Source organism: Aquibacillus albus (genome assembly GCF_016908325.1).
GTDB lineage: Bacteria > Bacillota > Bacilli > Bacillales > Amphibacillaceae > Aquibacillus_A > Aquibacillus_A albus.
This window is the reverse complement of record NZ_JAFBDR010000006.1, coordinates 63628-87977: the sequence shown is the minus strand read 5'-3', so window position 1 is coordinate 87977 and position 24350 is coordinate 63628. Positions and strand designations below refer to the sequence as shown.

The window sequence follows — 24350 nt, the reverse complement described above, 5'->3', positions numbered from 1 at the left end:
GTAATTCGACGTATTAACTGGTACTTTCATTTTCTTCCCTCCACTTATTCCAGTTGATTTTTTGTGTTTTCCATGATTATCTTAACGAATATACAACATAAATCAAAGTGTTTGAAAATCTGCCATATTTTCAAAGTTTTTCCCATTGACACGCTTTTAATCCACATGCTAATCTTACATAGTGCAAATTGTTGTGACGATAATTTCATATATTCTCTTATCAAGAGAGGTGGAGGGACTGGCCCAATGAAGCCCGGCAACCTTTAAACACTATGTTTAAAAAGGTGCCAATTCCTGCGAAGTACAATTGCTTTGGCAGATGAGAGAACAGTCAGTGTGTGTCTTTCTGTTCTTTTTGAAGCAGAAGGGCTTTTTTAATTCAATAAGTTTAATTGTTACGTGTAGTATTGACTAAAATAAATATTAACATAAACGGGGAAAGATACTTCTAAGTAAGTCAATGGGATGTTGGTAATAGGAGGTTGAAGCATGATTACAATAAAAGATTTATCGAAGGTTTTTTCGACTAAGTCGAAAACGATAAGTGCTGTTGATAATCTAAGTTTAGAGATAAATAAAGGAGAAATTTTTGGTGTCATTGGATACAGTGGTGCTGGAAAAAGTACATTTATTCGTTTGATTAATCGATTGGAAGATCCGACTGATGGACAAGTAGTTATAGATGATGAAAATATTACATTATTAAATAAGAAAAAGCTACGCGTAGCAAGGCAAGATATTGGTATGATATTCCAGCATTTTAATTTACTTTGGTCCAGAACAGTTGAGGAGAACATATCTTTCCCGTTAGAAATTGCAGGTGTTCCGAAGCAAGAAAGACAGGAAAGAGTACATGAATTAATTAGATTGGTTGGCTTAGCAGGCAGAGAAAAAGCTTACCCATCAGAGTTAAGTGGAGGACAAAAGCAACGAGTAGGCATAGCGAGAGCGTTAGCTAATAATCCAAAGGTTTTGCTTTGTGATGAAGCCACCTCTGCTTTAGATCCAGAAACAACTGATTCAATCTTGGAGCTTTTAGTTAATATCAATGAGAAATTAGGTTTAACAATCATATTGATTACTCATGAAATGCATGTGATTCGTAAAATATGCCATCGTGTTGCTGTGATGGATGCAGGAAAGGTAGTGGAACAAGGAGATGTATTGGATGTCTTCTTACATCCGCAAAAACAAATAACTAAAAAGTTTGTGGAACAAATTATGGGGGATAAGGATCAAGAGGATGCACTTGATTTGTTAAAAGAAAAGTATGATTCAGGTAAAATTGTAAGGCTTCATTTTATAGGTGAGTTAACCAATCAAGCATTGATTAGTCAAGTAGCCAAACAGTATGAAATAGATATTAATATTTTACAAGGGAAAATTACACAAACTCAAAAAGGAGCGTATGGCTCTTTATTTATCCATATAGATGGGGATGAAGAAGAAATTAAGCGAGCGATCGATTATATTACTTCTACCTCAGTAGAAGTGGAGGTTATTCCATATGTTTAATGAGCTTTTTCCAAATGTAAAGATGGATGATGTATGGGTAGCTACTTATGAAACATTTTACATGACGTTAATTGCACTTCTAGGAACTTTTATTTTAGGGATTTTATTAGGTTTATTGTTATACCTCACATCTAGAGGGGGATTATGGCAAAACAAGGCTCTGAATTTTATTGTTGCGTCAATTGTAAATGTTTTTCGTGCTATACCATTTATCATTCTTATCCTATTATTGTTTCCATTTACTGACTTTATTGTAGGGACGATTAGGGGACCAAACGCAGCTTTACCAGCGCTTATAATTGGCTCTGCACCTTTTTACGGAAGGTTAGTAGAGATAGCGTTAAGAGAAGTGGACAAAGGGGTTGTGGAAGCAGCCAAAGCAATGGGGGCAAAGACAAACACGATTATTTTAAAAGTGTTATTACCAGAATCCATGCCAGCACTTGTTTCAGGTATTACAGTAACAGGTATTGCGTTAATAGGATATACAGCAATTGCAGGAGTAATTGGCGCTGGTGGATTAGGAGATTTTGCTTATTTCTATGGGTTCCAACGTCGTTCTTTTGATGTTGTATTTGTTTGTACAGTACTAATTGTGATTATCGTTTTTATTTTCCAATTTATCGGCGATTCAATTTCAAATAAATTAGATAAAAGATAAAACCATTAGCTATTACCTTGTCTCTAATATTTTTTAGAAAATGTGACAAGTTAATATATAAAAATAAAGAAAAAGGGGAGCAATTGAAATGAAAAAACTTTGGAGTTTATTGGTAGCAGTTTTATTCGTTATCGCTCTAGCTGCTTGTGGAACAGCAGAAGATGAGGCAGAAACAAATGAAACGGATGCGAATAATGCTGACACGGAAGAAAATGCAGGCGAAGAAGAAACTGCAGAAGATACGGAGGAGCTAGTAGAAATTAAAGTTGGCGCTTCTAGTATCCCTCATGCTGAAATTTTGGAAGAAGCAAGACCGTTACTTGAAGAAGAAGGAGTTAGTTTGGCAATTGAAGAGTATCAGGATTACATTTTACCGAACGAAGACTTGGCAAATGGTGATTTAGATGCAAACTACTTCCAACATATTCCTTATCTTGAAGACCAGATAGATGAGTTTGGATATGACTTTGTTAACCTTGGTGGAATTCATGTTGAACCAATGGGAGTTTATTCTAAAAATATTACAAATGTAGATGACATTCCAGATGGAACAGAAGTTATTATTAGTCGATCTGTACCTGACCATGGAAGAATTTTAGCATTGTTCGAATCTAAAGGTCTAATTACTTTAGATGAAAATGTTAGTAAAGCAAGTGCAACGATTGATGATATTGTAGATAATCCGAAGAATTTAGAGTTTTCTCCAGATGTCGATGCAGCATTTCTACCAGAAATGTATGAACAGGAGGAAGATGCGCTTGTAGCGATTAATACGAATTATGCGATTGAAGCAGGTTTATCTCCGATTGAAGATTCATTATTTGTGGAGGGCTCTGATTCACCGTACGTAAACGTTATTGCTGCACGAGCAGAAGATGAGGATAGCGAAGCTTTAAATAAATTAGTTGAAGTTTTACAATCAGAAAAAATCCAAACCTTTATTACTGAAACATATAATGGCGAAGTAGTAGCTGTTGGCGGAGAAAATGAGTGAATTGTAAGGAATCTTTACAAAAATCAAAGAAATTAACTTATTTTTAACAATGACTTTGTTATATTTTGTGTGGTCACTTTCAGAGATGTTCACCATTTCTTACAAGGTTATACTCCTTTTGTGAGATAAGGTGTTGTTTGATACACTTTTTCTTGTAATCAAAAGAAAGGGTGGATTCATTATTTCTGATCTGAATTTAAATTACACTTCCGAAATGGAAAAAGCCATGTATCAATCGCATGGAGTAGGCTATGCTGAATATGAAAGAAAGTTAAATCACCGTTTAAAGGTTGAACGAAATAGAGAGCATAGTCATAAGGAAGGCCAACAAGTTAAAATTGAGATGGATCGACTAGTTCATCGGTAATAAATAGAATGAATAAAAAAGGATGTCCAATAAAGGTGTGGAGCTTCTATAAATTGTAGCTGATTTGCTTTAAGCTATTACAGAATGAGGTTCTTCTCATCACTCTATTGGATATCCTTTTTTTGTACATAATATCCAAGTTCTTGGTGGTTATGAATGTCGAGTTTTTCTAATGAAAATTTGTGTATGTTAAAATAAATAATATAATATAGAAGAAACTAATTATAATCAGTTGTCATTAGGAAAGCACTTTCATAAACAAAAAGTTTTAGAAAGCTGTTAAGACAATGGTGAAATTGTTGATTATAGATTCTAAATGATATAAGATTGTAATGAGAATAAATTGAGAATGGATGAAATTAAGCTTTTACTTTGTGTCTTAACACTTACGAATAAAGCTCGATGGATTCGGTGTTAGCCTTATATCATTTTCTTCAAAGGTTAATGTGGTTTTTTAAGAGGGAATCACCGAGAGCGAATTCCATGTCTACAATAATATAAATATCATTTTGTTGGAGGTATTAGTATGGCTGGATCTACATTAGAAATTAAGGATTTACATGTATCCATTGAAGGTGGAGAAATTTTAAAAGGGGTTAACTTGACGATTAAAGGTGGAGAGTTCCATGCAGTAATGGGGCCAAATGGTACAGGAAAATCTACACTTGCATCGGCAATTATGGGACACCCTAAATATGAAGTTACAAAAGGAAGCATCTTACTTGATGGAGAAGATGTTTTAGAAATGGAAGTAGATGAGCGTGCAAAAGCAGGGCTATTTTTAGCAATGCAATACCCTAGTGAAATTAGTGGTGTAACAAATTCTGATTTTCTTCGTTCATCCATTAATGCACAACGTGAAGAAGGCGATGAAATTTCTTTAATGAAGTTTATTAAAGAAATGGATAAATCAATGGATGAATTAGAAATGGATAAAAATATGGCACAACGTTACTTAAATGAAGGTTTCTCTGGTGGTGAGAAAAAGCGTAATGAAATCCTGCAATTAATGATGTTAAAACCAGCAATTGGTATTTTGGATGAAATTGATTCTGGGCTGGATATTGACGCACTAAAGGTTGTTGCTAAGGGAATTAACAGTTTACGTAACGAAACGTTCGGTTGCTTGATGATTACCCACTACCAACGTTTATTAGACTATATTACTCCTGATTATGTTCATGTTATGATGAAGGGACGTGTTGTGAAATCTGGAGGACCAGAGCTCGCTCAACGTCTAGAAGCAGAGGGGTACGATTGGATTAAAAAAGAATTAGGAATTGAAGACGCAACGGTTGAAAACGCGTAATAGTAAGGAGGGGTTGTATGACTGTGGATACAAAGCTACCGTATGAAAAAGAATATATCAGCAATTATTCAGCTGATCGTAATGAACCAGAATGGATGAAATCATTACGGTTACGAGCATTGGAGTTAGTTGATACACTACCAATGCCTAAGCCAGAAAAAACAAACATTACAAAGTGGAATTTTGATAAATTCAAACATCAATCTGAGGGAAAAAAGCTTGATTCTCTTAACGACTTACCTGAAGATATTCAAGTGTTTTTAGATAAGGAAAATAAAAATAGTAATTTAGTCATTCAACGAAATCAATCGTTAGCATATCAATCATTAGATAATTCATTGCAGGAAAAAGGTGTAATTTTAACAGACTTATCTACGGCTTTAGAGAAACATAGTGAATTAGTGCAACGGTATTATATGAAAGATGCAGTAGCGATTGATGAAAATAGATTGACCGCACTGCATACAGCTTTAATGAATGGCGGGTTGTTTGTTTATGTACCAAAAAATGTAGTGGTTGAGGAACCTCTACAAGCTATTTTTTGGCAAGAAGACCCTGAGGTTGCAACTTTTAATCATGTGATTGTTGTTGCAGAAGAAAACAGCTCTTTAACGTATGTTGAAAATTATATTTCACATAATGAGCAAGAAGAAGCTGTTGCAAATATAGTGACAGAAGTAATCGCAATGGATAATGCTTCTATTTCATTCGGTGCAGTAGATAATTTTGCAAAAGGAACAACTGTTTATGTGAACCGTAGAGGTGTAGCATATCGTGATGCTTCTATTGATTGGGCGCTTGGGCAAATGAATGATGGGAATACTGCTTCCGAAAATATCACTCATTTAATTGGAGATAACTCTCATTCTGAAGCCAAAACGGTAACAGTAGGACGTGGTGATCAATCACAAAACTTTACGGCTAAAATTGTTCACTTTGGGAAACAATCAGAAGGTTATATTTTACAACACGGTGTAATGAAAGATAATGCTTCATCTATCTTTAATGGTATAGGGAAAATTGAACATGGCGCGGCTAAATCAAATGCTGAGCAAGAATCACGTGTATTAATGCTTAGTAAAGGTGCAAGAGGGGATGCCAACCCTATTTTACTAATTGATGAGGATGATGTTACAGCAGGTCACGCAGCTTCGGTAGGGCGTGTAGATCCAATTCAATTGTATTATCTTATGAGTAGAGGTATTTCTCAAAAAGAAGCAGAACGATTGATTATTCATGGTTTCCTTGCACCAGTAGTAAATGAAATTCCAATTACTGCGGTAAGAGAACAATTAACACAAGTAATTGAAGGGAAAGTATATTAATGGATGCAAAAGCCATCCGTGAACAATTCCCGATTCTGAATCAAGAAGTTAATGGAAGTCCATTAGTATATCTTGATTCAGCTGCAACTTCCCAAAAACCATTATCAGTGATTCGTGCGTTGGATGAGTATTATAAGCAAGATAATTCGAATGTACACCGAGGCGTACACACGCTAGGTACTCGTGCAACCGATAAATATGAAGGTGCAAGAGAAAAGGTTCGGAAATTTATTAACGCTAAAAGTACCCAAGAAATAATCTTTACTCGTGGAACAACAACATCTATTAACACAGTCGCGTACAGTTATGCTCGTGCAAACTTGCGTGAAGGTGATGAAATAGTCATTACACAGTTAGAGCATCATAGTAATATTATTCCATGGCAGCAAGCTGCAAAAGCAACAGGCGCTACATTGAAATATTTGCCATTGCAACAAGATGGAACAATAGACTTAGAAGATGTAAAAGCTACTATTACTGATCGAACGAAAATGGTTGCAATCATGCATGTGTCCAATGTGTTAGGAACGATTAATCCGATCAAAGAGGTGACTCAAATTGCTCATCAGCATGGCGCTGTCATGTTAGTAGATGGAGCACAAGCAGTTCCTCATATGAAGGTTGACGTACAAGATTTAGATTGCGATTTCTATGCTTTTTCAGGTCATAAGATGTGTGGCCCTACTGGAATTGGCGTATTATACGGAAAAAAAGAGTTTCTTGAAAATATGGAACCGGTAGAATTTGGTGGCGAAATGATTGACTTTGTTGACCTTTATGACTCAACATGGAAGGAACTACCTTGGAAGTTTGAAGGAGGGACACCAATCATTGCAGGTGCCATCGGATTGGGTGCAGCCATTGATTTTCTAACAGAGATTGGATTAGATGAAATTGCCAAACATGAAACAGAAGTTTCGGATTACGCGATTGAACAGCTAAACACGATTGAAGGTTTAAATATTTACGGTCCTGAAAAAAGAGCCGGACTTGTAACGTTTAATTTGGATGGCGTACATCCTCACGATACGGCTACTATTTTAGATGCTCAAGGAATAGCAGTTCGAGCAGGTCACCATTGTGCTCAACCATTGATGAAGTGGTTGGAAGTAACTGCCACTGCAAGAGCTAGTTTTTATCTTTATAATACAGAAGAGGATGTTGACCGACTTGTAGCAGGTTTAACTAAAGCAAAGGAGTATTTTGGTGATGTCTTTTGATAACCTCGATACGTTATACAGACAAGTGATTATGGATCATTACAAAAACCCTCGTAATCGTGGTTCATTAGATGACGAGTCTTTGACCGTTGATATGAATAACCCGACTTGCGGGGACCGAATCCAAGTACACTTACAAGTAGAAGACGGAAAAGTGAAAGATGCTAAATTTGAAGGGGAAGGATGTTCCATTAGTCTTTCGTCTGCATCGATGATGACACAAGCAATTAAAGGAAAGACAATTGAAGATGCCCTAGGGATGTCAAAATATTTCTCCGGTATGATGCTTGGTGAAAAAGAAGCAGATGAGTCAAACATGGATCTAGGAGATATTGAAGCTTTACAAGGTGTATCTAAATTTCCCGCAAGAATTAAATGTGCTACTTTGGCATGGAAAGCAATGGAAAAAGGCTTTGAAGAAAACAAATAAAAGTAACCTTCGTCTTTACTTTCAAAGTAATTTCAAGGTTAGTTTTATAAACCGAATGAGGAGGTTTTAACATGGCTAAAAAAGCACCTGAAGTTGGAGAATATAAATATGGATTTCGTGACAAAGATATTTCTGTTTTCCGTACAGAAAAAGGGTTAACGAAAAACATTGTTGAAGAAATTTCACGAATGAAAGAAGAGCCAGAATGGATGCTTGAGTATCGTTTGAAAGCTTTAGAACAGTTTTATAAAAAGCCAATGCCACAGTGGGGTGGAGATCTTTCTGAGTTAGATTTTGATGAAATCACTTATTATGTAAAACCATCGGAACGTTCTGAACGTTCTTGGGATGAAGTACCTGATGAAATCAAAAATACCTTTGATAAACTGGGTATTCCTGAAGCAGAACAAAAATATTTAGCAGGTGTTTCTGCACAATATGAATCAGAAGTAGTTTATCACAATCTAAAGGAAGATCTTGAAGAACTTGGTATCGTCTTTAAAGACACAGATACAGCATTGAAAGAAAATGAAGAATTATTTAAAGAGTATTTCGGTAAAGTTATTCCTTCTGCAGATAATAAATTTTCAGCGTTAAACTCTGCTGTGTGGTCAGGTGGATCATTTATCTATGTACCAAAAGGAGTGAAGACAGAGACTCCTTTACAAGCATATTTCCGTATTAACTCTGAAAATATGGGTCAATTCGAACGTACGTTAATTATTGTTGATGAAGGTGCATCTGTTCATTATGTAGAAGGGTGTACGGCGCCGGTTTATACTACAAATTCCTTACACAGTGCGGTCGTAGAAATTTTTGTTAAAAAGGATGCTTATTGCCGTTATACAACGATTCAGAACTGGGCAAACAATGTGTATAACCTCGTAACAAAGCGTGCTATTTGTGATGAAAATGCAACAATGGAATGGATAGATGGCAACATTGGTTCGAAGTTAACCATGAAGTATCCATCTGTAATACTGAAGGGGCAAGGCTCTCGTGGTATGACATTATCGATTGCACTTGCAGGTAAAGGCCAGCACCAAGATGCTGGTGCTAAAATGCATCACCTAGCACCAAACACTTCATCTACCATTGTTTCTAAGTCAATTTCGAAACATGGTGGTAAAGTAACGTATCGTGGAATTGTACACTTTGGTAAAAAAGCGGATGGTGCGCGCTCCAATATTGAGTGTGATACGCTTATCATGGATAATCAGTCTACTTCTGATACTATTCCGTATAATGAAATATTTAATGAAAATATTTCATTAGAGCATGAGGCAAAGGTTTCAAAAGTTTCGGAAGAACAGCTATTTTATTTAATGAGTCGTGGTATTTCCGAAGAGGAAGCAACAGAAATGATTGTAATGGGCTTTATTGAGCCATTTACGAAAGAACTTCCGATGGAATACGCAGTAGAAATGAACCGTTTAATCAAGTTCGAAATGGAAGGCTCGATTGGATAAGAAAGAAGCATAATAAATGAACAGGGATGTCCTGAAAGGGTGTATTTCCATAGAAAGTGTGGGAATACCACCTTTTAAGGACATCTTTTTTTTTACACTTTCAGAATTCTTTGGAGAAAAGCTAAGTTTTACTAATCCTCTCAAAATTTTAGAAAATTAAATATAAATTTCTTGCTTTAATAACGTTTCAGATGTATTTTGGTAAGTGTAAAAAGTTCCTCAAAAGACATTTCTAAAATGGATGTATCCCCCAAATAAGTTTTACCCCATATTTTGTAAGATTAATGCAAGAATGGAAATAATGTATGAAAATGACGAGCCACAATAACGAAGAATATGTTTAAGAGAATACTACTAATTGTCTGGAATAAAATAAATAAGGTATTTGTGGTAAGGAGAGTTGTAGCTAAAGGGGAGTATTATTTTGAATGAACAAATTTATTTATACTATACAAATGACCTTCATAGTCATTTTGAAAATTGGAGCAAGATAGTTGGTTATTTTAAAGAAAAAAAGCAGGAACGAAGGAGAGAAAATCAATCCTATTGGTTAATAGATATTGGGGATCATGTTGATCGTTTTCACCCAATTGCAGAAGCATTTATGGGAAAAGCAAATGTTGACCTTCTCAATATGGCAGAATATGATATTGCTACAATTGGAAACAATGAAGGTATCACGTTGGATTATCAAGATTTATATCATTTATATGATGAAGCAAATTTTAAACTGATCTGTGCAAATCTACAAAGTACAAAAGGAGCTAATCCGTTTTGGCTTCAGTCTAGCTGCCAATTTGAATCGAAAAATGGGGTGAAAATTGCTTTTATTGGACTTACTGCTCCGTTCAATGCCTTTTATAATTTATTGGGTTGGAACATTCATTCACCTTATGATGTATTGGATTATCATATTAAATCGATTGAAAAGCAGGCGGATATCATTGTTTTACTCTCTCACTTGGGTATAAATGAGGATCAAGAAATAGCAAGACAGTATCCGCAAATAGATGTGATTATTGGTGGTCATACACACCATTTATTAAGAACCGGTGAATACATAGAAAATAGTTTATTAACGGCTGCAGGAAAACATGGGAAATATGTGGGAGAGGTTATCCTTACTTGGGATTTCCAAAACAACTGTTTAGCAAAAAAAGAAGCCTATACTACTAATATAAATCATTTTAATGGAGATCAAGATACGGAAAGAAAACTACAAACATATCAAAATCAGGCTAATGAGTTATTACAGGAGACAATCATAACCCTCGAAAAGCCATTAGAAGTTGGCTGGTTTAAAGAAACAATATTAATGAAAAAACTAGTAAAAACATTGCAGGAATGGACAGACTCTGATTGTTCCATGTTAAATGCAGGTCTTATCTTAGATCAATTACAGGCGGGAAAGGTAACCTATGCAGATGTCCACCGAATTTGTCCTCATCCCATTAACCCTTGCGTTGTTCAGCTTTCTGGACAAGAATTAGCTGAAGTGATACGCGGTAGTTATACAAAAGCTTTTATGGAATTAAACTTAAAAGGATTTGGGTTTAGAGGAGAGGTTATTGGGCAGATGATATACTCAGGTTTAGAGGTAAGTGTAAAAAAACATGACAATGGCGATTTTCAAGTGGTTAAAGTATTAATAGATGGTTTACCTTTAAATCCTGATAAAGATTACTTAGTTGCTACAGCTGATATGTTTACATTTGGTAAGTTGTTGCCCGAAGTTGCTCGGTCTAAAGTGAAACGTTTTTATATGCCGGAATTCTTAAGAGATCTACTCGTTCATACACTAAAAACAAAAATTCATTAAAGCATGCACATTTGCTTTCTTTTCCCATATATTGAATAGAAGAGAAAGGAGTGCTTGCAAAATGATTTCAGTTAAACCTTTAATCATTGAGAATCATCCTTTTACCGCTATTCGAGTAGAAATACCAAAAACAAATTTGTTGATTATTTCAAACGAAGTAGGGTATATCATGTGCGGTGCCTTAGACGTCGATCTATTAAGTGATAAACTAGCGGACCGAAAAATCGTTGCAGCCCGTGCTACCGGTGTCAAAACAATTGAGCAATTACTGGAAGCCCCTTTAGATAAAGTAACAACGGAAGCGAAAAATCGAGGGTGGTCTGAAGGTATGAATGCGAGGGAAGCGTTGTTAAAAATTGCAGAATAACATAGTGAAGAAGGGTATAATTGGTTTTCTAGCTCCTGTTTAATGAACTAGATTAATCAGTTATACCCTTTTTACACGTTAGGAAAGTATAAAATTCTAGCGCTAGCCAAGTTTTTCATAATTTAAATGGATGAGGGGATGGTTATAATGTCAAAACAATTGATAAGACATTGTAGTATTTTGTAGATTGATTTAGATTTTTTTGGTAATATTTATACTAAGGTGTCGATTGATATCATAGCAGTTAGGAGAACATTATGAGACTAGTAGCTACCAAAAAAATTAGCGAGGGTACAGAGCTTGCAAAACCAATACATAGTGATACTGGACAAGTATTAATACAAAAAGATGTTCAGCTTACCAGGAGGATGCTCAAGCGTCTACAGCAACTAGGGATTACATATGTTTATATCAAAGACGCCGTTACAGAAGATGTTATAATAAATCCTCCAGTTCCAGATGAACTTCGGATAGAAGCTATACAGACTGTAAGAAATTCATTTGCAGAAATCCAGGATGATGGTTATGTAAAAAATGCCTATCTATTATCTAAAATGGGTGAAAAACTCTCTGGAATGGTTCGACACTTTGTTGATGAAATTAGAAGCAAAGATGATGTCCTAACTATTCTTTCAAACATTTTAATTAGTGATAACTATATTTTTACACATTCCATTAACGTAACCATTTATTCATTGGCACTAGCAACAGAGTTAGGAATGCCTGCTAAAAAATTGGAGCAAATAGGACTTGGGTCTATGCTACATGATGTAGGGAAGGTTTTTATGCCAGAAGACATCCTGCAAAAGAAGGGAAAGCTTAACAGTCATGAATTTGAAATAATAAAGACACATACAGAAGAAGGATTTAACTTTTTAAGAAAAAGGTCCGGTAATTTGCCATTATTAGTCGCTCACTGTGCTTATCAGCATCATGAACGATTAGATGGATCAGGATATCCTAGGGGATTAACAGAAAAGGATATCCACCCATATGGTAAAATACTAGGTATAGCCGATGTATTTGATGCTGTAACAAGTCATCGAGTATATCGAGATGCAATGCTACCACACGAAGGATTGGAGATTCTTTATTCTGGAGCCGGTCAGTTATTTGATAAAAGCATGGTGGAAGCATTCCGAAAAACGATTGCAGTTTATCCAAATGGACTTTCTGTTCAGTTGAGTGACGGCAGATCCGGAGTTGTTGTTCGTCAAAATAAAAACTTGTTTGAAAGACCAGTTATTCGAATTTTGAAAGAAAATGATGAACAGGTTACACCTTACGATATTGATTTATCCAAGTTATTAAATGTAATGATTTCGTCATGTGATTTATCACACGGTGAACGATCGTCATAGAGCCGACTGAGTGAAGTTTCCCTTTATCCAGAAATAAAATAGGTGAATAAAATTCTAACCCCCTTTATAAAAGCATATTGTTTTTTGAGGGGGTATTTAAATTGAATAGGCGACCAGCTTTTCGTAGACAAGTTGCTCCACCTCCACTCCGGCTAGTTGTAGTTATCACTTTTATTATATTTTCTATTCTTACATCATTGAGTATTTGGCTTATTAACGATGGAATTGAACCTACTTTAATGGAGATAGCAAAGACAAGGACTAGACAATTTACTAGGTTAGCGATAAATGAAGCAGTTAGTAAAAAAATTGCAGAAGATTTAGACTATGACCAGCTCATTCAAATGCAAACGGATGAACAAGGGGATGTTGTTTCGGTCGGTTGGAATGGTGCCATAACAAATAGAGTAGTAAGAAACACTACAAATCGTGTTCAAAATTTTCTCAGACAATTAGAAAAAGGGGAGGTTCCCGAACCAGGAACAGCCTTAGACGTAGAGATGGATCCAGATGAATCCCCTACAATTGAGAATATCATAGAAGATCCTACCCTTATTCAAATTCCAATGGGGCAGGCTTTAGGGATTCCTATCCTTGCAAATTTGGGTCCGAAAATACCAGTAAATATTGAGGTAATTGGAGATGTTCAGTCAGAGCCAATTATGGAAAGAGAAGAACTTGGAATAAATAATGTTCTGTTTGAGCTTAAGGTGCATATGGAAGTGAATGTTCGGGTAGTCATACCGTTTACTACTGATACAACAACAATTACTTCAAATATAACGATAGACCAAAGGTATATTGAAGGTGATGTACCTGAATTTTACAATGGTGGAGGCAGTGATAAAAATAACAGTACTGATTTCTCCATTCCTATTAAGACAAATGAATAACAAAGTTAATTAAATCAAAGACAGTAAATAGATATAATCTGTTTACTGTCTTTTTAATAGGCTCTTTCATATTCCTTGTTATTTTTTATTACATAATAGACACATAATGCGCAACAAAAGGTGATTTATCATAAATCTAACGAAAAAAAGAGTGCATAACCGCCGCTGTGGAAAAACACTCGCTTTCCGTGGGCAACGCCTCAGCCTCCTCGGAAGAAAACCGCTTCCTGCGGGGTCTTCACCTGTTGCTTTTCCCACAGGAGTCTCGCATTTTTCCACAGCTTGGATTTGTTTTTTAATAAGTGAGACCTATCCAATTGCTGTAACGAAGCTTTGATACCATTTCTTTAATTAAAATTAGTTATTTTATGAAACTTCCACGATCAAGCGGTGGAAGCACATGTAGAGTAATCGAAAAGATAAACCAATTTCCTATGTGAGATGTAATGGAGTCGGTGCTTGCCTGAGGAGAAGACATCCACGTAATGTGAATTCCAGTACTTACACATATGATTAATCGAAGAATCGCTTTTAGCGTAGGCAGAATACGCAGACTCCTGCGGGAACAGCACGTGTCCGAAGACCCCGCAAGAAGCGTTCTTTGCTTCTGAGGAGGCTGAGGCCGTGCCCGTGGAAAGCGAAGTATTCTGCCGAAGCGATATCCCAGCACTCATTTTAATTTCACTGTATTGCGCATTAATCTTATGTTGTGTATTATAGCTTTTGGCCAAATACTGTGAAATTTATCTCGCCTATATTATATTTCTTTTGACATAGGATAATAGTCTAGTTATAATACTTGAAGTCAGAAAAAAATAAAAATTTGAAACATTCCTTCTCCATTATGTGCATAGTTTGTACGAAAGGATGTTTCAAAAAATAAGGAAAGGAGCTTTTATATGGAAAATCGTTCACAGTGGGGAACGCGTCTTGGCTTTCTACTTGCAGCAATGGGTTCTGCAATCGGTTTAGGTAATATTTGGCGATTTCCAGCAACAGCATATGAAAGCGGTGGGGGCGCATTCTTTTTACCCTACTTATTCGCGCTTCTTACAGCAGGTATTCCACTACTAATTATGGAATACACAATCGGTCACAAATTCCGTGGTTCAGCACCAAGATCTTATTCAAGAATCAGTAAAGGAATGGAATGGGTTGGTTGGTGGCAAGTAGCCATATCTTTCGTCATTTCTACTTATTATCCGATTATTATTGCTTGGGCAATTATGTATGCTTATTTTTCTTTCGGTACACAGTGGGGTGGCGATACAACTACTTTCTTTGTAGCTGATTATTTGCAATTAGCTGATCCGGGTACATTTGGGGCAATGGTTCCCAAGGTCTTATTCCCACTATTAGCTGTGTGGGTAGTCGTATTATTCTTCTTAGGACGAGGAATTAAAAAGGGAATTGAAGTTGCAAACAAAATCTTTATTCCAACACTTGTTGTTATCTTCTTAATTATCGTTGTTCGTGCAGTCACGTTGCCTGGTGCAATTGATGGTTTGGATGCTTTTTTTGCACCTGATTGGACCAAAATTACGGACGGAAAAGTATGGGTAGCAGCATATGGACAAATTTTCTTTAGTCTTTCGATTGCGTTTGCAATAATGATTACTTATTCATCTTATCTACCTAAAAAGTCTGATATTACAAATAATGCCTTCATTACTGGCTTTGCTAACTCTTCTTTTGAATTGTTAGCTGGTATTGGGGTATTTGCTGCACTTGGTTTTATGGCAGCCCAAACAGACCAAGCTGTATCTGAAGTTGTTGCAGGTGGTGTAGGTCTTGCGTTCATGGTATTTCCTGAAATTATTAGTCAAATGCCTGCATCTGGATTGTTTGGATTTCTATTTTTTGCATCACTAGTATTAGCTGGTCTATCATCAATGATTTCAATTTCAGAAACTTACATTGCTGGTGTACAAGAAAAGTTTAATGTCTCACGTGGAAAAGCAGTTACATTAGGTGGCGGATTGGCTGCTATCATATCTTTATTCTTTGCTAACCAAGGTGGACTTAACTTATTAGATACAGTCGATCACTTTATTAATAGTTATGGTGTAGCTTTAGCCGGTTTATTTGAAGTGGTTGCCATTGCATGGTTTGCAAAATCATTAAAAGATTTCCAAAATCATGCCAATGAAGTCTCTGATATTAAACTCGGTACATGGTGGAGAGTTTGCTTAGGTTTCATTACACCAATAGTACTTGGTTACATGATGCTACAAAACCTGAAATCAGAGCTTACAGGTAGTATCGATCCTGAAACAGGTGAATTAGTATTTTATGGTAAGTACCCAGTCGATTTCTTATTTAATTATGGTTGGGTAGTTGCAATTGGTGCCATGTTTGTTGGAGCATTATTTACGTTGAAAAAATGGCCGAAAAATTCTGGCGCAAAAAATAAATCCCAAGATGAGGAGGTGGCGCAATAATGTCTGCTGGCGCTATCGTAATGGGGATTATTGGTGCAGTTGTAATATGGGGAGGTCTTATTGCAAGTATTACACATGCAGTAAAGTCCTCAAAGTCTAATTAATAATGAATACTATAGTACACAAAACGCATGGATGAAATCCATGCGTTTTATATTTGTTAAGCATATTTTGTTAAATTTGCTAATGGTGCTTTACGATTAGTCTATATTTTCGGTTATTTTTCGCTTACATCTCAAGCCAAGATTTCTTTATCTGTTTCTTGCTGCTCTCTCCCACTTACGAAGGTAAGGGTAAGGATCAAATGACCACTCAGAATAACCATTGTCTTTGTACATGCCATAATGAAGATGCGGAGGGAATTTTCCAGACGTTCCTGGAGGTCCATATCCAGTTGCACCAACTGAACCAATGACATCACCTGGTTCAACAACATTCCCCACGTTAATTCCATCCTTATATCCATTTAAATGAGCAAAATAGTGGTAACGGCCGTAAATATCCCGAATCCCAATTCGCCATCCCCCATATCGATTCCATCCTTTTAATTCAACAACTCCATAGGTCGTAGCTTTAACAGGTACCCCATAATTAGCAAAAATATCTGTACCCTCATGTATTCTTCTTCCTCCGAACCCACGAGCATCCCCCCATGTATTCCTATAACTATAATTGTATTGAATTGGTATTGGAAAATCACTTTTCGTTAGTTCTATTGTATTGAATTTCTTGTATACCTTTGCTATGTTCATGATTGTTTGTACAGTAAGCTCTCTTTGGTAATAACGCCATAATGCTATTTTTATATCATGTCTTGAAGTGCCTACTTTTTCAATCCAATGTGCCATACTGTATAATATATCTTCATCGTTTGTTGGATCTGCAATGTTATCCCCATTCCCATCCTGACCAAAGCCATTAAAAATAGGTAGAATGGATGCATTTGAATTTTTACCTACATTCCCCATTCCGTACCATACATCCTCAGGTATCGTAATGGAGATTAAGTCTGAAGAAGCTGTTTCTTTTTGCGTGTTTCTCTCGTATTGATCAATCGCAGCTAAGTAGTACCATGGTATTTGAGTAATTGCTTCTGTTTTTTTATATAAAGCCATTTTATTTTTAGTTTCGTTTTCGCTTTTTTCTTCGGCACTAATTTGTAGTGGTAAAAATAAAATTAGTGAGAGAAAAAAAATCATTCGGATACTCATTTTTCATAAAATCCTCCTGTTAAGATTTAAGCTATACATTAGTTTGTACTACATCTACAGAAAGATGAATGGAAAAAGCACCCTCTCCATGTATTGTGGAAAAGGATGCCTGATTGAAGCTGTTAATCCATACGGTTTTTTGTTTCATAATTATTTTGGTTATCTTCATTGTCATAGGTTTCATTTGAATCATCTATTTCTTCACCTTGAGGTGTTTCTTTCATGTCATCAATTATACTTTGTAAGGTGTTTTCATAATTGTTATTTGCTGTATTTGAATTTTGTAAGCTTTGAATGTCTCTAAAGGTAGTCGGCTGATCAGACACGTAAACATGATAAAAACGAGGTAATGTAGATAACGCTGTTTTTTTGGCGACCGTTGCTGCTTCTTCTCTATCCATGTTTTCTGGTTTTTCATACGCAATTAAAACTTCTTCGTCTGTAACTAAAGTAGCCACTTCCTCAAAGTTGTCTGTACGTATAATTAACCTAGTAATCATATCAGCCATTTTGTTTCTATCCATTGCAACATAGTGATTATTTTCATTATCCATTTCCAATTCATCTTTATTATAATGAACATATCCAAGTTTTGAGGATAGTTCATCATCACGCTCAGGTTCTTGAAATTGATCAAATTCGTTTTCACCATCAATTGTTCGATCTAACGCATCTCCAGCTTGGTCATTTGTCGCACAGCCGGATACTAATATCACAATAAACAATACAGCAAACATAAAATTTTTTTCGAACAATTTTTATTTACCTCCTTTTAAATAAATCTCCCCAATAACTATTGTTTGTATTTTTATTAAAACCATGCTTTTTAATCTTATCCATTGTTTGCTATAAAAATTTGAATGTAGTTAACAAATGAGCATTTATGGTAAACTATAAAGAGCTAAAATGGTGTTTTATTTTTGTCATGAGCCGATAAGGAGTGTAAATAGCAGTGATTGAAATACAAGGGATGAAATATGAAGTACTTGAAAATAAAAAGGACGGCTTTCAAGAAGAAGTGTTAAAAGAACGTTATAGTGAAATATTAAATAAGTACGATTATATCGTAGGGGACTGGGGTTATGAACAACTTCGGTTAAAAGGTTTTTATGACGACCAAAACCCTAAAGCAACATTTGATACAAAAATAAGCACACTCGATGATTACTTATATGAGTATTGTAATTTTGGATGTGCGTATTTTGTTATGAAGCGAATGGATCAGTAAAAGCTACCCTTTGATACGGGTAGCTTTCGTCTAATGTTAAGTTTTTTTTAAAAAAAAATTCTTTTATAGGTACCTTTTTTGGATAATAAAAGAAATTTTCGTAGGAGGGGATGGACATCATGTATTTTGTTGAACGTGATAAAATAGAATCAACATTGCTTTATATGGAAGGGTTACTTCGTGAAACGGAAAATAATTCTTTCCAATCTTTCCTGGATAAGTTAGCCTATGAGCGAATGGTACATATGACCATTGAATCGATGCTTGATGTTGGTAATATGATGATAGATGGATTTATTATGCGTGACCCAGGAAGTTTTACTGACATTATTGATATTTTAGTGGATGAGAAAGTGCTAAGAATGGAAGAGGGCGACGCTTATAAGGAAGTAATTAACCTTCGACATTTGTTAGTTAAGGATTATTTACAAATGGATCATAACAAATTATATGAAGTAGTGACTAAGCATAAACAGGTATTAGAATTGTTTAGTCAACGAATTAGAAATTACTTGGATAACGAGACGGGAGTAGCTACAGCGTTTTCTAATGATTGATAGTAAAAATGAAGGCAAAATGCCGTAGTAGTTCCGATAATTGATGGAAATGGAAAAATCATTGGAAACCACAAACTAAAATAACAGGTTAAATTAAGAATAAAAAACGCATGGATATGAATTCCATGCGTTTTTTATTTAAATTTTTGCTCTTCTCCTCTTTGTATTATATAACACCTTACCCTCAAAGTAACAAAAATTCTTCAAAAGTAGAACATTGATAAATAGGGGAATTTATATTTCATGATGAGGAAGTTCCCCGATTACATGTTAGCATATCTTTTTTTACAATTTATTTAGAGGCATCAGAAACGCAGAAATGTAAGTAAGGAGAATTGAACATGCAGAATATACCAGTGAAACAACGAGCAAAGGGCGTTCAATCGATTGATCGTGCATTTGCATCTCATTTTGCTAAATCCATGTTTATTACAGTTAGCGGAATCTTAATCATATCTTTTTTTGCGACAAGAATGTTTACTCACGTTGACTTAAATCTATATGGATATATGGTTGGTACGATTGTATTTTTAGGTGGTTTCTTTTACCGCTTTATTGCTTGGGGCGAACGCCCTCCTACAAAAAATTTGATTAAAAAAGGGCTGAAGTTACTTTTCCGTAAATCTACTCCAAAGACATCGGCAGAACATTTAGCCACCTATCGTTTTATATGGAATAGGGGAATTTACCGATGGACACAGCATGTGCTGATTGGTTGGGGATGTATTTTATCGTGTCTAGTAACATTTCCACTCGTCTTTGGATGGATGTATTTTACGATGGCAGAGAGTGGAATGTACACAATCGTACTTCTCGGAATGAATGTAATGACTATTCCGGCGGATGGCTTTATTGCTTTCATGTCTTATAACGCTTTGAATTTTAGTGCAATTATGGTTATTTTGGGTGTTTGTATGGCATTATACCGCCGCTTGAAGAATCTACAAGCAAGAGCAGAACAACAGTTCATGTATGACTTTTTACCACTATATTTACTGTTACTCATTAGTATAACTGGGTTAGCATTAACCTTTATTAATGTATTTCTACATGGTGCAGGACACTATGTAATGTCGTTAATCCATCAATATTCCGTGATAATTACATTGATTTATTTACCTTTTGGAAAGCTGGCTCACATTCCATTCCGTCCACTAAGTGTTTTTGCCAGAAACTACCGTGAGCATTATGGAGAAAAGTCAATGAAACAGTGCAGAGTGTGTGGGAATGAATTTGTGTCAACAGAGCAATCCAACGATGTGATTCAAGTACTAGGAGTAAATGACTTGGAATTTGAAATGAAAGAGGGATTTCATTTAGCAGAGCTTTGTCTTCCTTGCCGAAGGAAGTATCGAATTAGCAGATTTTCAGGGTTCCCAACACATGAGGTACCGGTAAAGGAGGCAAATCAAAATGCAAAAGGATAAATTTTTTCGTGAAATAGAAAATGTAAATCACCCAAATGAAAAGCTAATCAAAACGCATTGTAGCTATTGTGGTATGCAATGTGGAATGAACTTACGTGTCAACACGTTAACAAACAAGATTGTAGGTGTAGAACCGAGGTATGAATGGCCAGTTACGGTTGGAAAAATGTGTCCCAAAGGAGTTACGGCATATCAACAGACGAATCATAAAGACCGGATATTAAAGCCGTTGATACGTGATGATTCAAGTCTTAATGGAACAAAAGAAGGATTCCGTGAAGCTAGCTGGGAAGAAGCCTTAACGCTCGTGGCTAAAAATTTTAAAGAGCTACAAGCACACTATGGAAAAGATAGCTTGTCTGTGTTTAGTGGTGTGTCGATGACAAACGAAAAATGCTACCTAACAGGAAAATTTGCTCGAGTTGCATTAGGAACAAGATACATTGATTACAATGGACGTTTCTGTATGTCCAGTGCTGCTGGAGGATTTTTAAGAACCTTTGGTGTGGATCGTGGCTCTACGCTTCCGTGGACAGATATACATGAAACAGATTGTCTATTTATCGCAGGTAGTAATACAGCGGAATGTCATCCTACATCGATGTTTCGGGTCTGGGCCGTTCAAGAACGTGGAGGATATTTAATTGTTGCAGATCCTCGTGAAACGCCACTTGCTAGAAGGGCTGATATTCACTTAGATTTGCGCCCAGGTACAGATTTGGCGTTAGCAAATGGGATTCTCCATTTATTGATAAAAAATGGCCATGCAGATGAGCAATTTGTTAATCAGCATACGAATGGATTTGAAGAAACGAAAGAGCTAGTTGAGCAGTTCACACCAGCGTACACAAGTATGATTACTGGAGTTTCTATTGAGAAAATTGAACGTGCAGCAGAAGTTTACGGGAAAGCACCAAACGCAATTGTGATGTTTGCCAGAGGAATTGAACAACAACATAAGGGTGTGGATAACGTTTCTGCTTACTGTAACTTAGCACTTGTCACAGGGAAAATTGGTCGTCCAAAGGCAGGTGTAGCTACTTTCACTGGTCAAGGAAACGGTCAAGGTGGGCGTGAACATGGTCAGAAATCGGATTTACTACCTGGTTATCGTAAAATTACTGATCCTAAAGCGGTTGAACATGTCAGTAAAGTATGGGGAATCAATCCAGAAGATATGCCACAGCCAGGTGTTTCTGCTTATGAAATGTTTGAACTGATGGAGCAGAAAACGATCCGAGGACTGTACTTGCTTTGCTCGAACCCTGCTGTATCCGCACCAAATCTGAATTTTGTAAGAAATGCGATGAAAAATCTTGATTTTATGGTTTGTAGTGATTTTTATTTATCAGAGTCTGCAGAGTTTGCGGATGTTATCTTACCATCTGTTACATGGTCAGAGGATGAAGGTACTGTTACAAATTTAGAAGGAAGAATTATAAAAATAAATAAGGCACAAGAACCGATTGGGGAGTCAAAGCCAGATTGGCAAATGCAAGTCGAGCTAGCCAATTTACTTGGAAAAGGGAAGCACTTTGACCACTTAAAAACAGCGAGGGATGTAGCGGAAGAATTTAGGCTAGCTACGAAAGGTGGAAACGCAGATTATTATGGTGCCACTTGGGATAAGATTGATAAACAGGATGGGGTGTTCTGGCCTTGTCGAGAAAAAGAGGATAAAGGAACTCCTCACATGTTCCTAGATAATAAGTTTTATCACAGTGATGGGAGAGCAAAGATTTGTGCATTACCATATCGGCCGCCTGCGGAAGAGCCTTGTGAGGAATATCCGCTTCGGCTAACAACAGGCCGTGTCGTTTATCATTATTTATCAGGTAATCAAACGAGAAGAATTCCATTTCTAAAGGATATGTGTCCAGATCCGTATGTGGAAGTACATCCCAGCACTGCTGAAAAATACAACATTAACCATGATGAAGTAGTAAAACTCTTTACGCGTCGTGGTAAAGCAGAATATAAAGTGAAGATTACGGAAGCGATAAGAGAAGATACTGTATTTGTTCCGTATCACTTTGGACATGATGAATCTATTAATCTTTTAACGATTGCGGCATTAGATCCAATGTCTAGGATGCCGGAATTCAAAGCATGTGCTGTCGAGATAGAGAAACTAGATACTGGGAAGGTGCTATAAATGACAAAAAGAAAACTGTATTTAGAACTGGAAAATTGCATTGGTTGTCGTTCTTGCTTGGCAGCTTGTACACAATGTGGGGGGCACGAACAAAAAAATCGGAACTATGTTTATGATGTCAACCCTTTAGTAAACCGACAAACAATGCCGCTGATGTGTTTACACTGTGCTGATCCAGCTTGTGCAAGAAGCTGTCCTGCTCAGGCCATTCAAATTCATGAGACTGGTGCTGTGTTATCGGCATTAGTAGAAAAATGTATTGGTTGCCAAAACTGTACGATTGCTTGTCCATACGGTATTCCAAAATTTGATGAAGAAGAAAACCTAATGTACAAATGTGATTTATGTATTGACCGTACGAAGGATGATATTCCACCAATGTGTGCGAGTGTTTGTCCTTCAAACACATTGCAATGGTTAACAGAAGAAGAAATTGAAATGAAAAAGCAAAGTCATGACGTCGGTAATGATAAATGGGTTACGAGTATGCATTACCTAGAAGGTGAAACGAATGTAACAGTAAATTTACCTGGAATTCTGCAAGGGACAGTAAAGCTATTTTAACTTCAACCATCCAGGTATGAGGAGTGAAATGAAGTGAGAAATAAACATAACGTTCCAATCAAAGATGATAATTATACGCACAACATAAACAGAAATAATGAGCGTTCTTTAGACCGTCGTGGATTTATGAAAACGATGGTAGGTGCAGCAGGTGTATTTGCTGTAGCCTCCCTTCCGTGGGGAACTTTAGCTGCTAAAGAGTTATTCGGATTAGCAGATAAAGAGTACCCCCATAAGAAAATTGTAGATGTTAATGCTATTGCTGTCGGAGATTCAGTAGAATTTCATTTTCCAAGTGAACATGACAGTGCCATATTAATTCGGTTAAGTCAGGACCGATTTGTCGCATACCAAAATGCGTGTACTCATCTTCGTTGTCCAGTTTATTGGGTAAAGGATAAAAACGAAATGGTCTGTCCTTGTCACCATGGTAAATTTGATGTTCAAACCGGTACCCCAACAGCAGGACCACCTAGACGTCCATTGCCAGAGGTTGTTGTGAAAGTCGAGGATGATGCTGTATTTGCAGTAAGGGTGAAACGATATGAAGCGTAGTTATGTCGGAATCATCGGTCTCTGTATTATTTTAGCTTTTAACATTGTGTTGACTCAATTGTTAGTACATCAGTTTTATTATGAGAACTATCAAGCAGTATTCATTTACACAATTGGTAATTTCGTTCTCTTCCCAGTTGCTATCCTCATCTATAAAAAAGAAAAACATAAAGGAGGGGAATCGCATGCAAAAAAGTGAAACGTATTTAGATTTCTGTTTTGTAAGAAAAAAAGTTGGTCATTTATCAGAAGAAATTAACGCTCAATTGGAAAATTTGTTCAAACATGAACGTTTAAATTGGTACTTAGACGAAAAAGAAAACCAAGAAGTTGAGATCATAGTTGCAGAAGTAAAAGGAATGAGTAGCTGGGGATCGGAGCAGGCGGTGATTGATTATCTTGAAGAGTATGCGGATGAAAACTTCTGGTCACTATTACAAGGCTACCAATTTCAAGTAATACCAGTTTTGAAAGGATGTTAG

General features: G+C 36.3%; 25 protein-coding genes and 1 riboswitch. Of the genes, 23 read left to right on the top strand and 2 right to left on the bottom strand.

Translation table 11 applies throughout. The features are described 5' to 3' along the window. Positions 1–214: 214 nt before the first annotated feature. Positions 215–326: riboswitch (SAM riboswitch) on the top strand. Positions 327–489: 163 nt separating this feature from the next. The 15 genes from JOC48_RS07130 (at position 490) to JOC48_RS07060 (ending at position 16275) form a co-directional block, all read left to right on the top strand. Next, complete coding sequence (locus JOC48_RS07130) at positions 490–1515, top strand: methionine ABC transporter ATP-binding protein (RefSeq protein ID WP_204498390.1); 1026 nt, start codon at positions 490–492, stop codon at positions 1513–1515. Next, on the top strand, positions 1508–2176 hold the full coding sequence (locus JOC48_RS07125; protein WP_204498389.1) for a methionine ABC transporter permease: 669 nt from the start codon (positions 1508–1510) through the stop codon (positions 2174–2176). Before JOC48_RS07130 ends, JOC48_RS07125 begins: the two co-directional genes overlap by 8 nt. Before the next feature lie 88 nt (positions 2177–2264). Further along, positions 2265–3170 (top strand): MetQ/NlpA family ABC transporter substrate-binding protein, encoded by a 906-nt coding sequence (locus tag JOC48_RS07120; RefSeq protein ID WP_204498388.1) that lies wholly within the window; start codon positions 2265–2267, stop codon positions 3168–3170. A 133-nt stretch (positions 3171–3303) separates the two neighbouring features. After that, on the top strand, positions 3304–3537 hold the full coding sequence (locus tag JOC48_RS07115) for a YuzK family famiily protein (RefSeq protein ID WP_204498481.1): 234 nt from the start codon (positions 3304–3306) through the stop codon (positions 3535–3537). 526 nt (positions 3538–4063) lie between these two features. Continuing rightward, positions 4064–4846, top strand: a complete 783-nt coding sequence (gene sufC / locus JOC48_RS07110) for a Fe-S cluster assembly ATPase SufC (RefSeq protein ID WP_204498387.1) — start codon at positions 4064–4066, stop codon at positions 4844–4846. 17 nt (positions 4847–4863) lie between these two features. Then, positions 4864–6171, top strand: a complete 1308-nt coding sequence (gene sufD / locus JOC48_RS07105; protein ID WP_204498386.1) for a Fe-S cluster assembly protein SufD — start codon at positions 4864–4866, stop codon at positions 6169–6171. Further along, on the top strand, positions 6171–7391 hold the full coding sequence (locus JOC48_RS07100; RefSeq protein WP_204498385.1) for a cysteine desulfurase: 1221 nt from the start codon (positions 6171–6173) through the stop codon (positions 7389–7391). Before sufD ends, JOC48_RS07100 begins: the two co-directional genes overlap by 1 nt. Then, a complete protein-coding gene (sufU, locus tag JOC48_RS07095; protein WP_204498384.1) occupies positions 7381–7821 on the top strand; it encodes a Fe-S cluster assembly sulfur transfer protein SufU in 441 nt (146 codons plus the stop codon). The genes JOC48_RS07100 and sufU overlap by 11 nt, the downstream gene beginning before the upstream one ends. A gap of 71 nt (positions 7822–7892) precedes the next feature. Further along, positions 7893–9290, top strand: coding sequence for a Fe-S cluster assembly protein SufB (gene sufB, locus JOC48_RS07090; RefSeq protein WP_204498383.1), 1398 nt, complete (start codon positions 7893–7895; stop codon positions 9288–9290). Positions 9291–9714: 424 nt separating this feature from the next. Continuing rightward, the gene (locus tag JOC48_RS07085; protein WP_204498382.1) at positions 9715–11109 is read left to right on the top strand and encodes a bifunctional metallophosphatase/5'-nucleotidase; all 1395 of its coding nucleotides are present in this window, start codon (positions 9715–9717) and stop codon (positions 11107–11109) included. Positions 11110–11170: 61 nt separating this feature from the next. Next, on the top strand, positions 11171–11476 hold the full coding sequence (locus JOC48_RS07080; RefSeq protein WP_204498381.1) for a YunC family protein: 306 nt from the start codon (positions 11171–11173) through the stop codon (positions 11474–11476). Between the two features lie 257 nt (positions 11477–11733). Next, positions 11734–12837 carry an HD-GYP domain-containing protein gene (locus tag JOC48_RS07075; protein WP_204498380.1) on the top strand — a complete coding sequence of 368 codons (1104 nt, stop codon included), beginning with the start codon at positions 11734–11736 and terminating at the stop codon, positions 12835–12837. Positions 12838–12938: 101 nt separating this feature from the next. After that, a complete protein-coding gene (yunB, locus tag JOC48_RS07070) occupies positions 12939–13730 on the top strand; it encodes a sporulation protein YunB (protein ID WP_204498379.1) in 792 nt (263 codons plus the stop codon). An 899-nt stretch (positions 13731–14629) separates the two neighbouring features. Beyond that, positions 14630–16171, top strand: a complete 1542-nt coding sequence (locus JOC48_RS07065) for a sodium-dependent transporter (protein WP_204498378.1) — start codon at positions 14630–14632, stop codon at positions 16169–16171. After that, positions 16171–16275: a MetS family NSS transporter small subunit gene (locus tag JOC48_RS07060; protein ID WP_204498377.1), complete on the top strand. Its 105-nt coding sequence runs from the start codon at positions 16171–16173 to the stop codon at positions 16273–16275. Before JOC48_RS07065 ends, JOC48_RS07060 begins: the two co-directional genes overlap by 1 nt. Before the next feature lie 147 nt (positions 16276–16422). On the opposite strand, the gene JOC48_RS07055 is transcribed toward JOC48_RS07060, so the two are convergent. Beyond that, a complete protein-coding gene (locus JOC48_RS07055; RefSeq protein WP_204498376.1) occupies positions 16423–17382 on the bottom strand; it encodes a M23 family metallopeptidase in 960 nt (319 codons plus the stop codon). 122 nt (positions 17383–17504) lie between these two features. Continuing rightward, positions 17505–18137, bottom strand: a complete 633-nt coding sequence (locus JOC48_RS07050; protein WP_239584239.1) for a YhcN/YlaJ family sporulation lipoprotein — start codon at positions 18135–18137, stop codon at positions 17505–17507. 215 nt (positions 18138–18352) lie between these two features. Between JOC48_RS07050 and JOC48_RS07045 the strand changes: the two genes are divergently transcribed. The 8 genes from JOC48_RS07045 to JOC48_RS07010 all read left to right on the top strand — a co-directional run bounded on the left by JOC48_RS07045 (position 18353) and on the right by JOC48_RS07010 (position 24350). After that, positions 18353–18610 carry a YutD family protein gene (locus tag JOC48_RS07045; RefSeq protein WP_239584246.1) on the top strand — a complete coding sequence of 86 codons (258 nt, stop codon included), beginning with the start codon at positions 18353–18355 and terminating at the stop codon, positions 18608–18610. A gap of 119 nt (positions 18611–18729) precedes the next feature. Next, entirely contained in the window at positions 18730–19167 is a 438-nt protein-coding gene (locus JOC48_RS07040) for a DUF86 domain-containing protein (RefSeq protein ID WP_204498374.1), read from the top strand. A 386-nt stretch (positions 19168–19553) separates the two neighbouring features. Beyond that, on the top strand, positions 19554–20594 hold the full coding sequence (locus JOC48_RS07035) for a hypothetical protein (RefSeq protein WP_204498471.1): 1041 nt from the start codon (positions 19554–19556) through the stop codon (positions 20592–20594). Continuing rightward, on the top strand, positions 20581–22749 hold the full coding sequence (locus JOC48_RS07030) for a molybdopterin oxidoreductase family protein (protein ID WP_204498373.1): 2169 nt from the start codon (positions 20581–20583) through the stop codon (positions 22747–22749). Before JOC48_RS07035 ends, JOC48_RS07030 begins: the two co-directional genes overlap by 14 nt. Then, positions 22750–23313 carry a 4Fe-4S dicluster domain-containing protein gene (locus JOC48_RS07025; protein WP_204498372.1) on the top strand — a complete coding sequence of 188 codons (564 nt, stop codon included), beginning with the start codon at positions 22750–22752 and terminating at the stop codon, positions 23311–23313. A gap of 33 nt (positions 23314–23346) precedes the next feature. Further along, positions 23347–23868, top strand: coding sequence for a Rieske 2Fe-2S domain-containing protein (locus JOC48_RS07020; protein WP_204498371.1), 522 nt, complete (start codon positions 23347–23349; stop codon positions 23866–23868). Beyond that, complete coding sequence (locus JOC48_RS07015; protein ID WP_204498370.1) at positions 23858–24067, top strand: hypothetical protein; 210 nt, start codon at positions 23858–23860, stop codon at positions 24065–24067. The genes JOC48_RS07020 and JOC48_RS07015 overlap by 11 nt, the downstream gene beginning before the upstream one ends. Continuing rightward, positions 24054–24350 (top strand): hypothetical protein, encoded by a 297-nt coding sequence (locus JOC48_RS07010; protein ID WP_204498369.1) that lies wholly within the window; start codon positions 24054–24056, stop codon positions 24348–24350. Before JOC48_RS07015 ends, JOC48_RS07010 begins: the two co-directional genes overlap by 14 nt.

Coding starts and splice junctions, on each gene's coding strand:
- JOC48_RS07045 (WP_239584246.1), top strand. CDS start 18,353: ATGAAATATGAAGTACTTGAAAATAAAAAGGACGGCTTTCAAGAAGAA.
- JOC48_RS07075 (WP_204498380.1), top strand. CDS start 11,734: ATGAGACTAGTAGCTACCAAAAAAATTAGCGAGGGTACAGAGCTTGCA.
- JOC48_RS07080 (WP_204498381.1), top strand. CDS start 11,171: ATGATTTCAGTTAAACCTTTAATCATTGAGAATCATCCTTTTACCGCT.
- sufU (WP_204498384.1), top strand. CDS start 7,381: ATGTCTTTTGATAACCTCGATACGTTATACAGACAAGTGATTATGGAT.
- sufC (WP_204498387.1), top strand. CDS start 4,064: ATGGCTGGATCTACATTAGAAATTAAGGATTTACATGTATCCATTGAA.
- JOC48_RS07100 (WP_204498385.1), top strand. CDS start 6,171: ATGGATGCAAAAGCCATCCGTGAACAATTCCCGATTCTGAATCAAGAA.
- JOC48_RS07030 (WP_204498373.1), top strand. CDS start 20,581: ATGCAAAAGGATAAATTTTTTCGTGAAATAGAAAATGTAAATCACCCA.
- JOC48_RS07010 (WP_204498369.1), top strand. CDS start 24,054: ATGCAAAAAAGTGAAACGTATTTAGATTTCTGTTTTGTAAGAAAAAAA.
- sufB (WP_204498383.1), top strand. CDS start 7,893: ATGGCTAAAAAAGCACCTGAAGTTGGAGAATATAAATATGGATTTCGT.
- JOC48_RS07025 (WP_204498372.1), top strand. CDS start 22,750: ATGACAAAAAGAAAACTGTATTTAGAACTGGAAAATTGCATTGGTTGT.
- JOC48_RS07060 (WP_204498377.1), top strand. CDS start 16,171: ATGTCTGCTGGCGCTATCGTAATGGGGATTATTGGTGCAGTTGTAATA.
- JOC48_RS07055 (WP_204498376.1), bottom strand. CDS start 17,382: ATGAGTATCCGAATGATTTTTTTTCTCTCACTAATTTTATTTTTACCA.
- JOC48_RS07040 (WP_204498374.1), top strand. CDS start 18,730: ATGTATTTTGTTGAACGTGATAAAATAGAATCAACATTGCTTTATATG.
- sufD (WP_204498386.1), top strand. CDS start 4,864: ATGACTGTGGATACAAAGCTACCGTATGAAAAAGAATATATCAGCAAT.
- JOC48_RS07125 (WP_204498389.1), top strand. CDS start 1,508: ATGTTTAATGAGCTTTTTCCAAATGTAAAGATGGATGATGTATGGGTA.
- JOC48_RS07120 (WP_204498388.1), top strand. CDS start 2,265: ATGAAAAAACTTTGGAGTTTATTGGTAGCAGTTTTATTCGTTATCGCT.
- JOC48_RS07015 (WP_204498370.1), top strand. CDS start 23,858: ATGAAGCGTAGTTATGTCGGAATCATCGGTCTCTGTATTATTTTAGCT.
- JOC48_RS07130 (WP_204498390.1), top strand. CDS start 490: ATGATTACAATAAAAGATTTATCGAAGGTTTTTTCGACTAAGTCGAAA.
- JOC48_RS07065 (WP_204498378.1), top strand. CDS start 14,630: ATGGAAAATCGTTCACAGTGGGGAACGCGTCTTGGCTTTCTACTTGCA.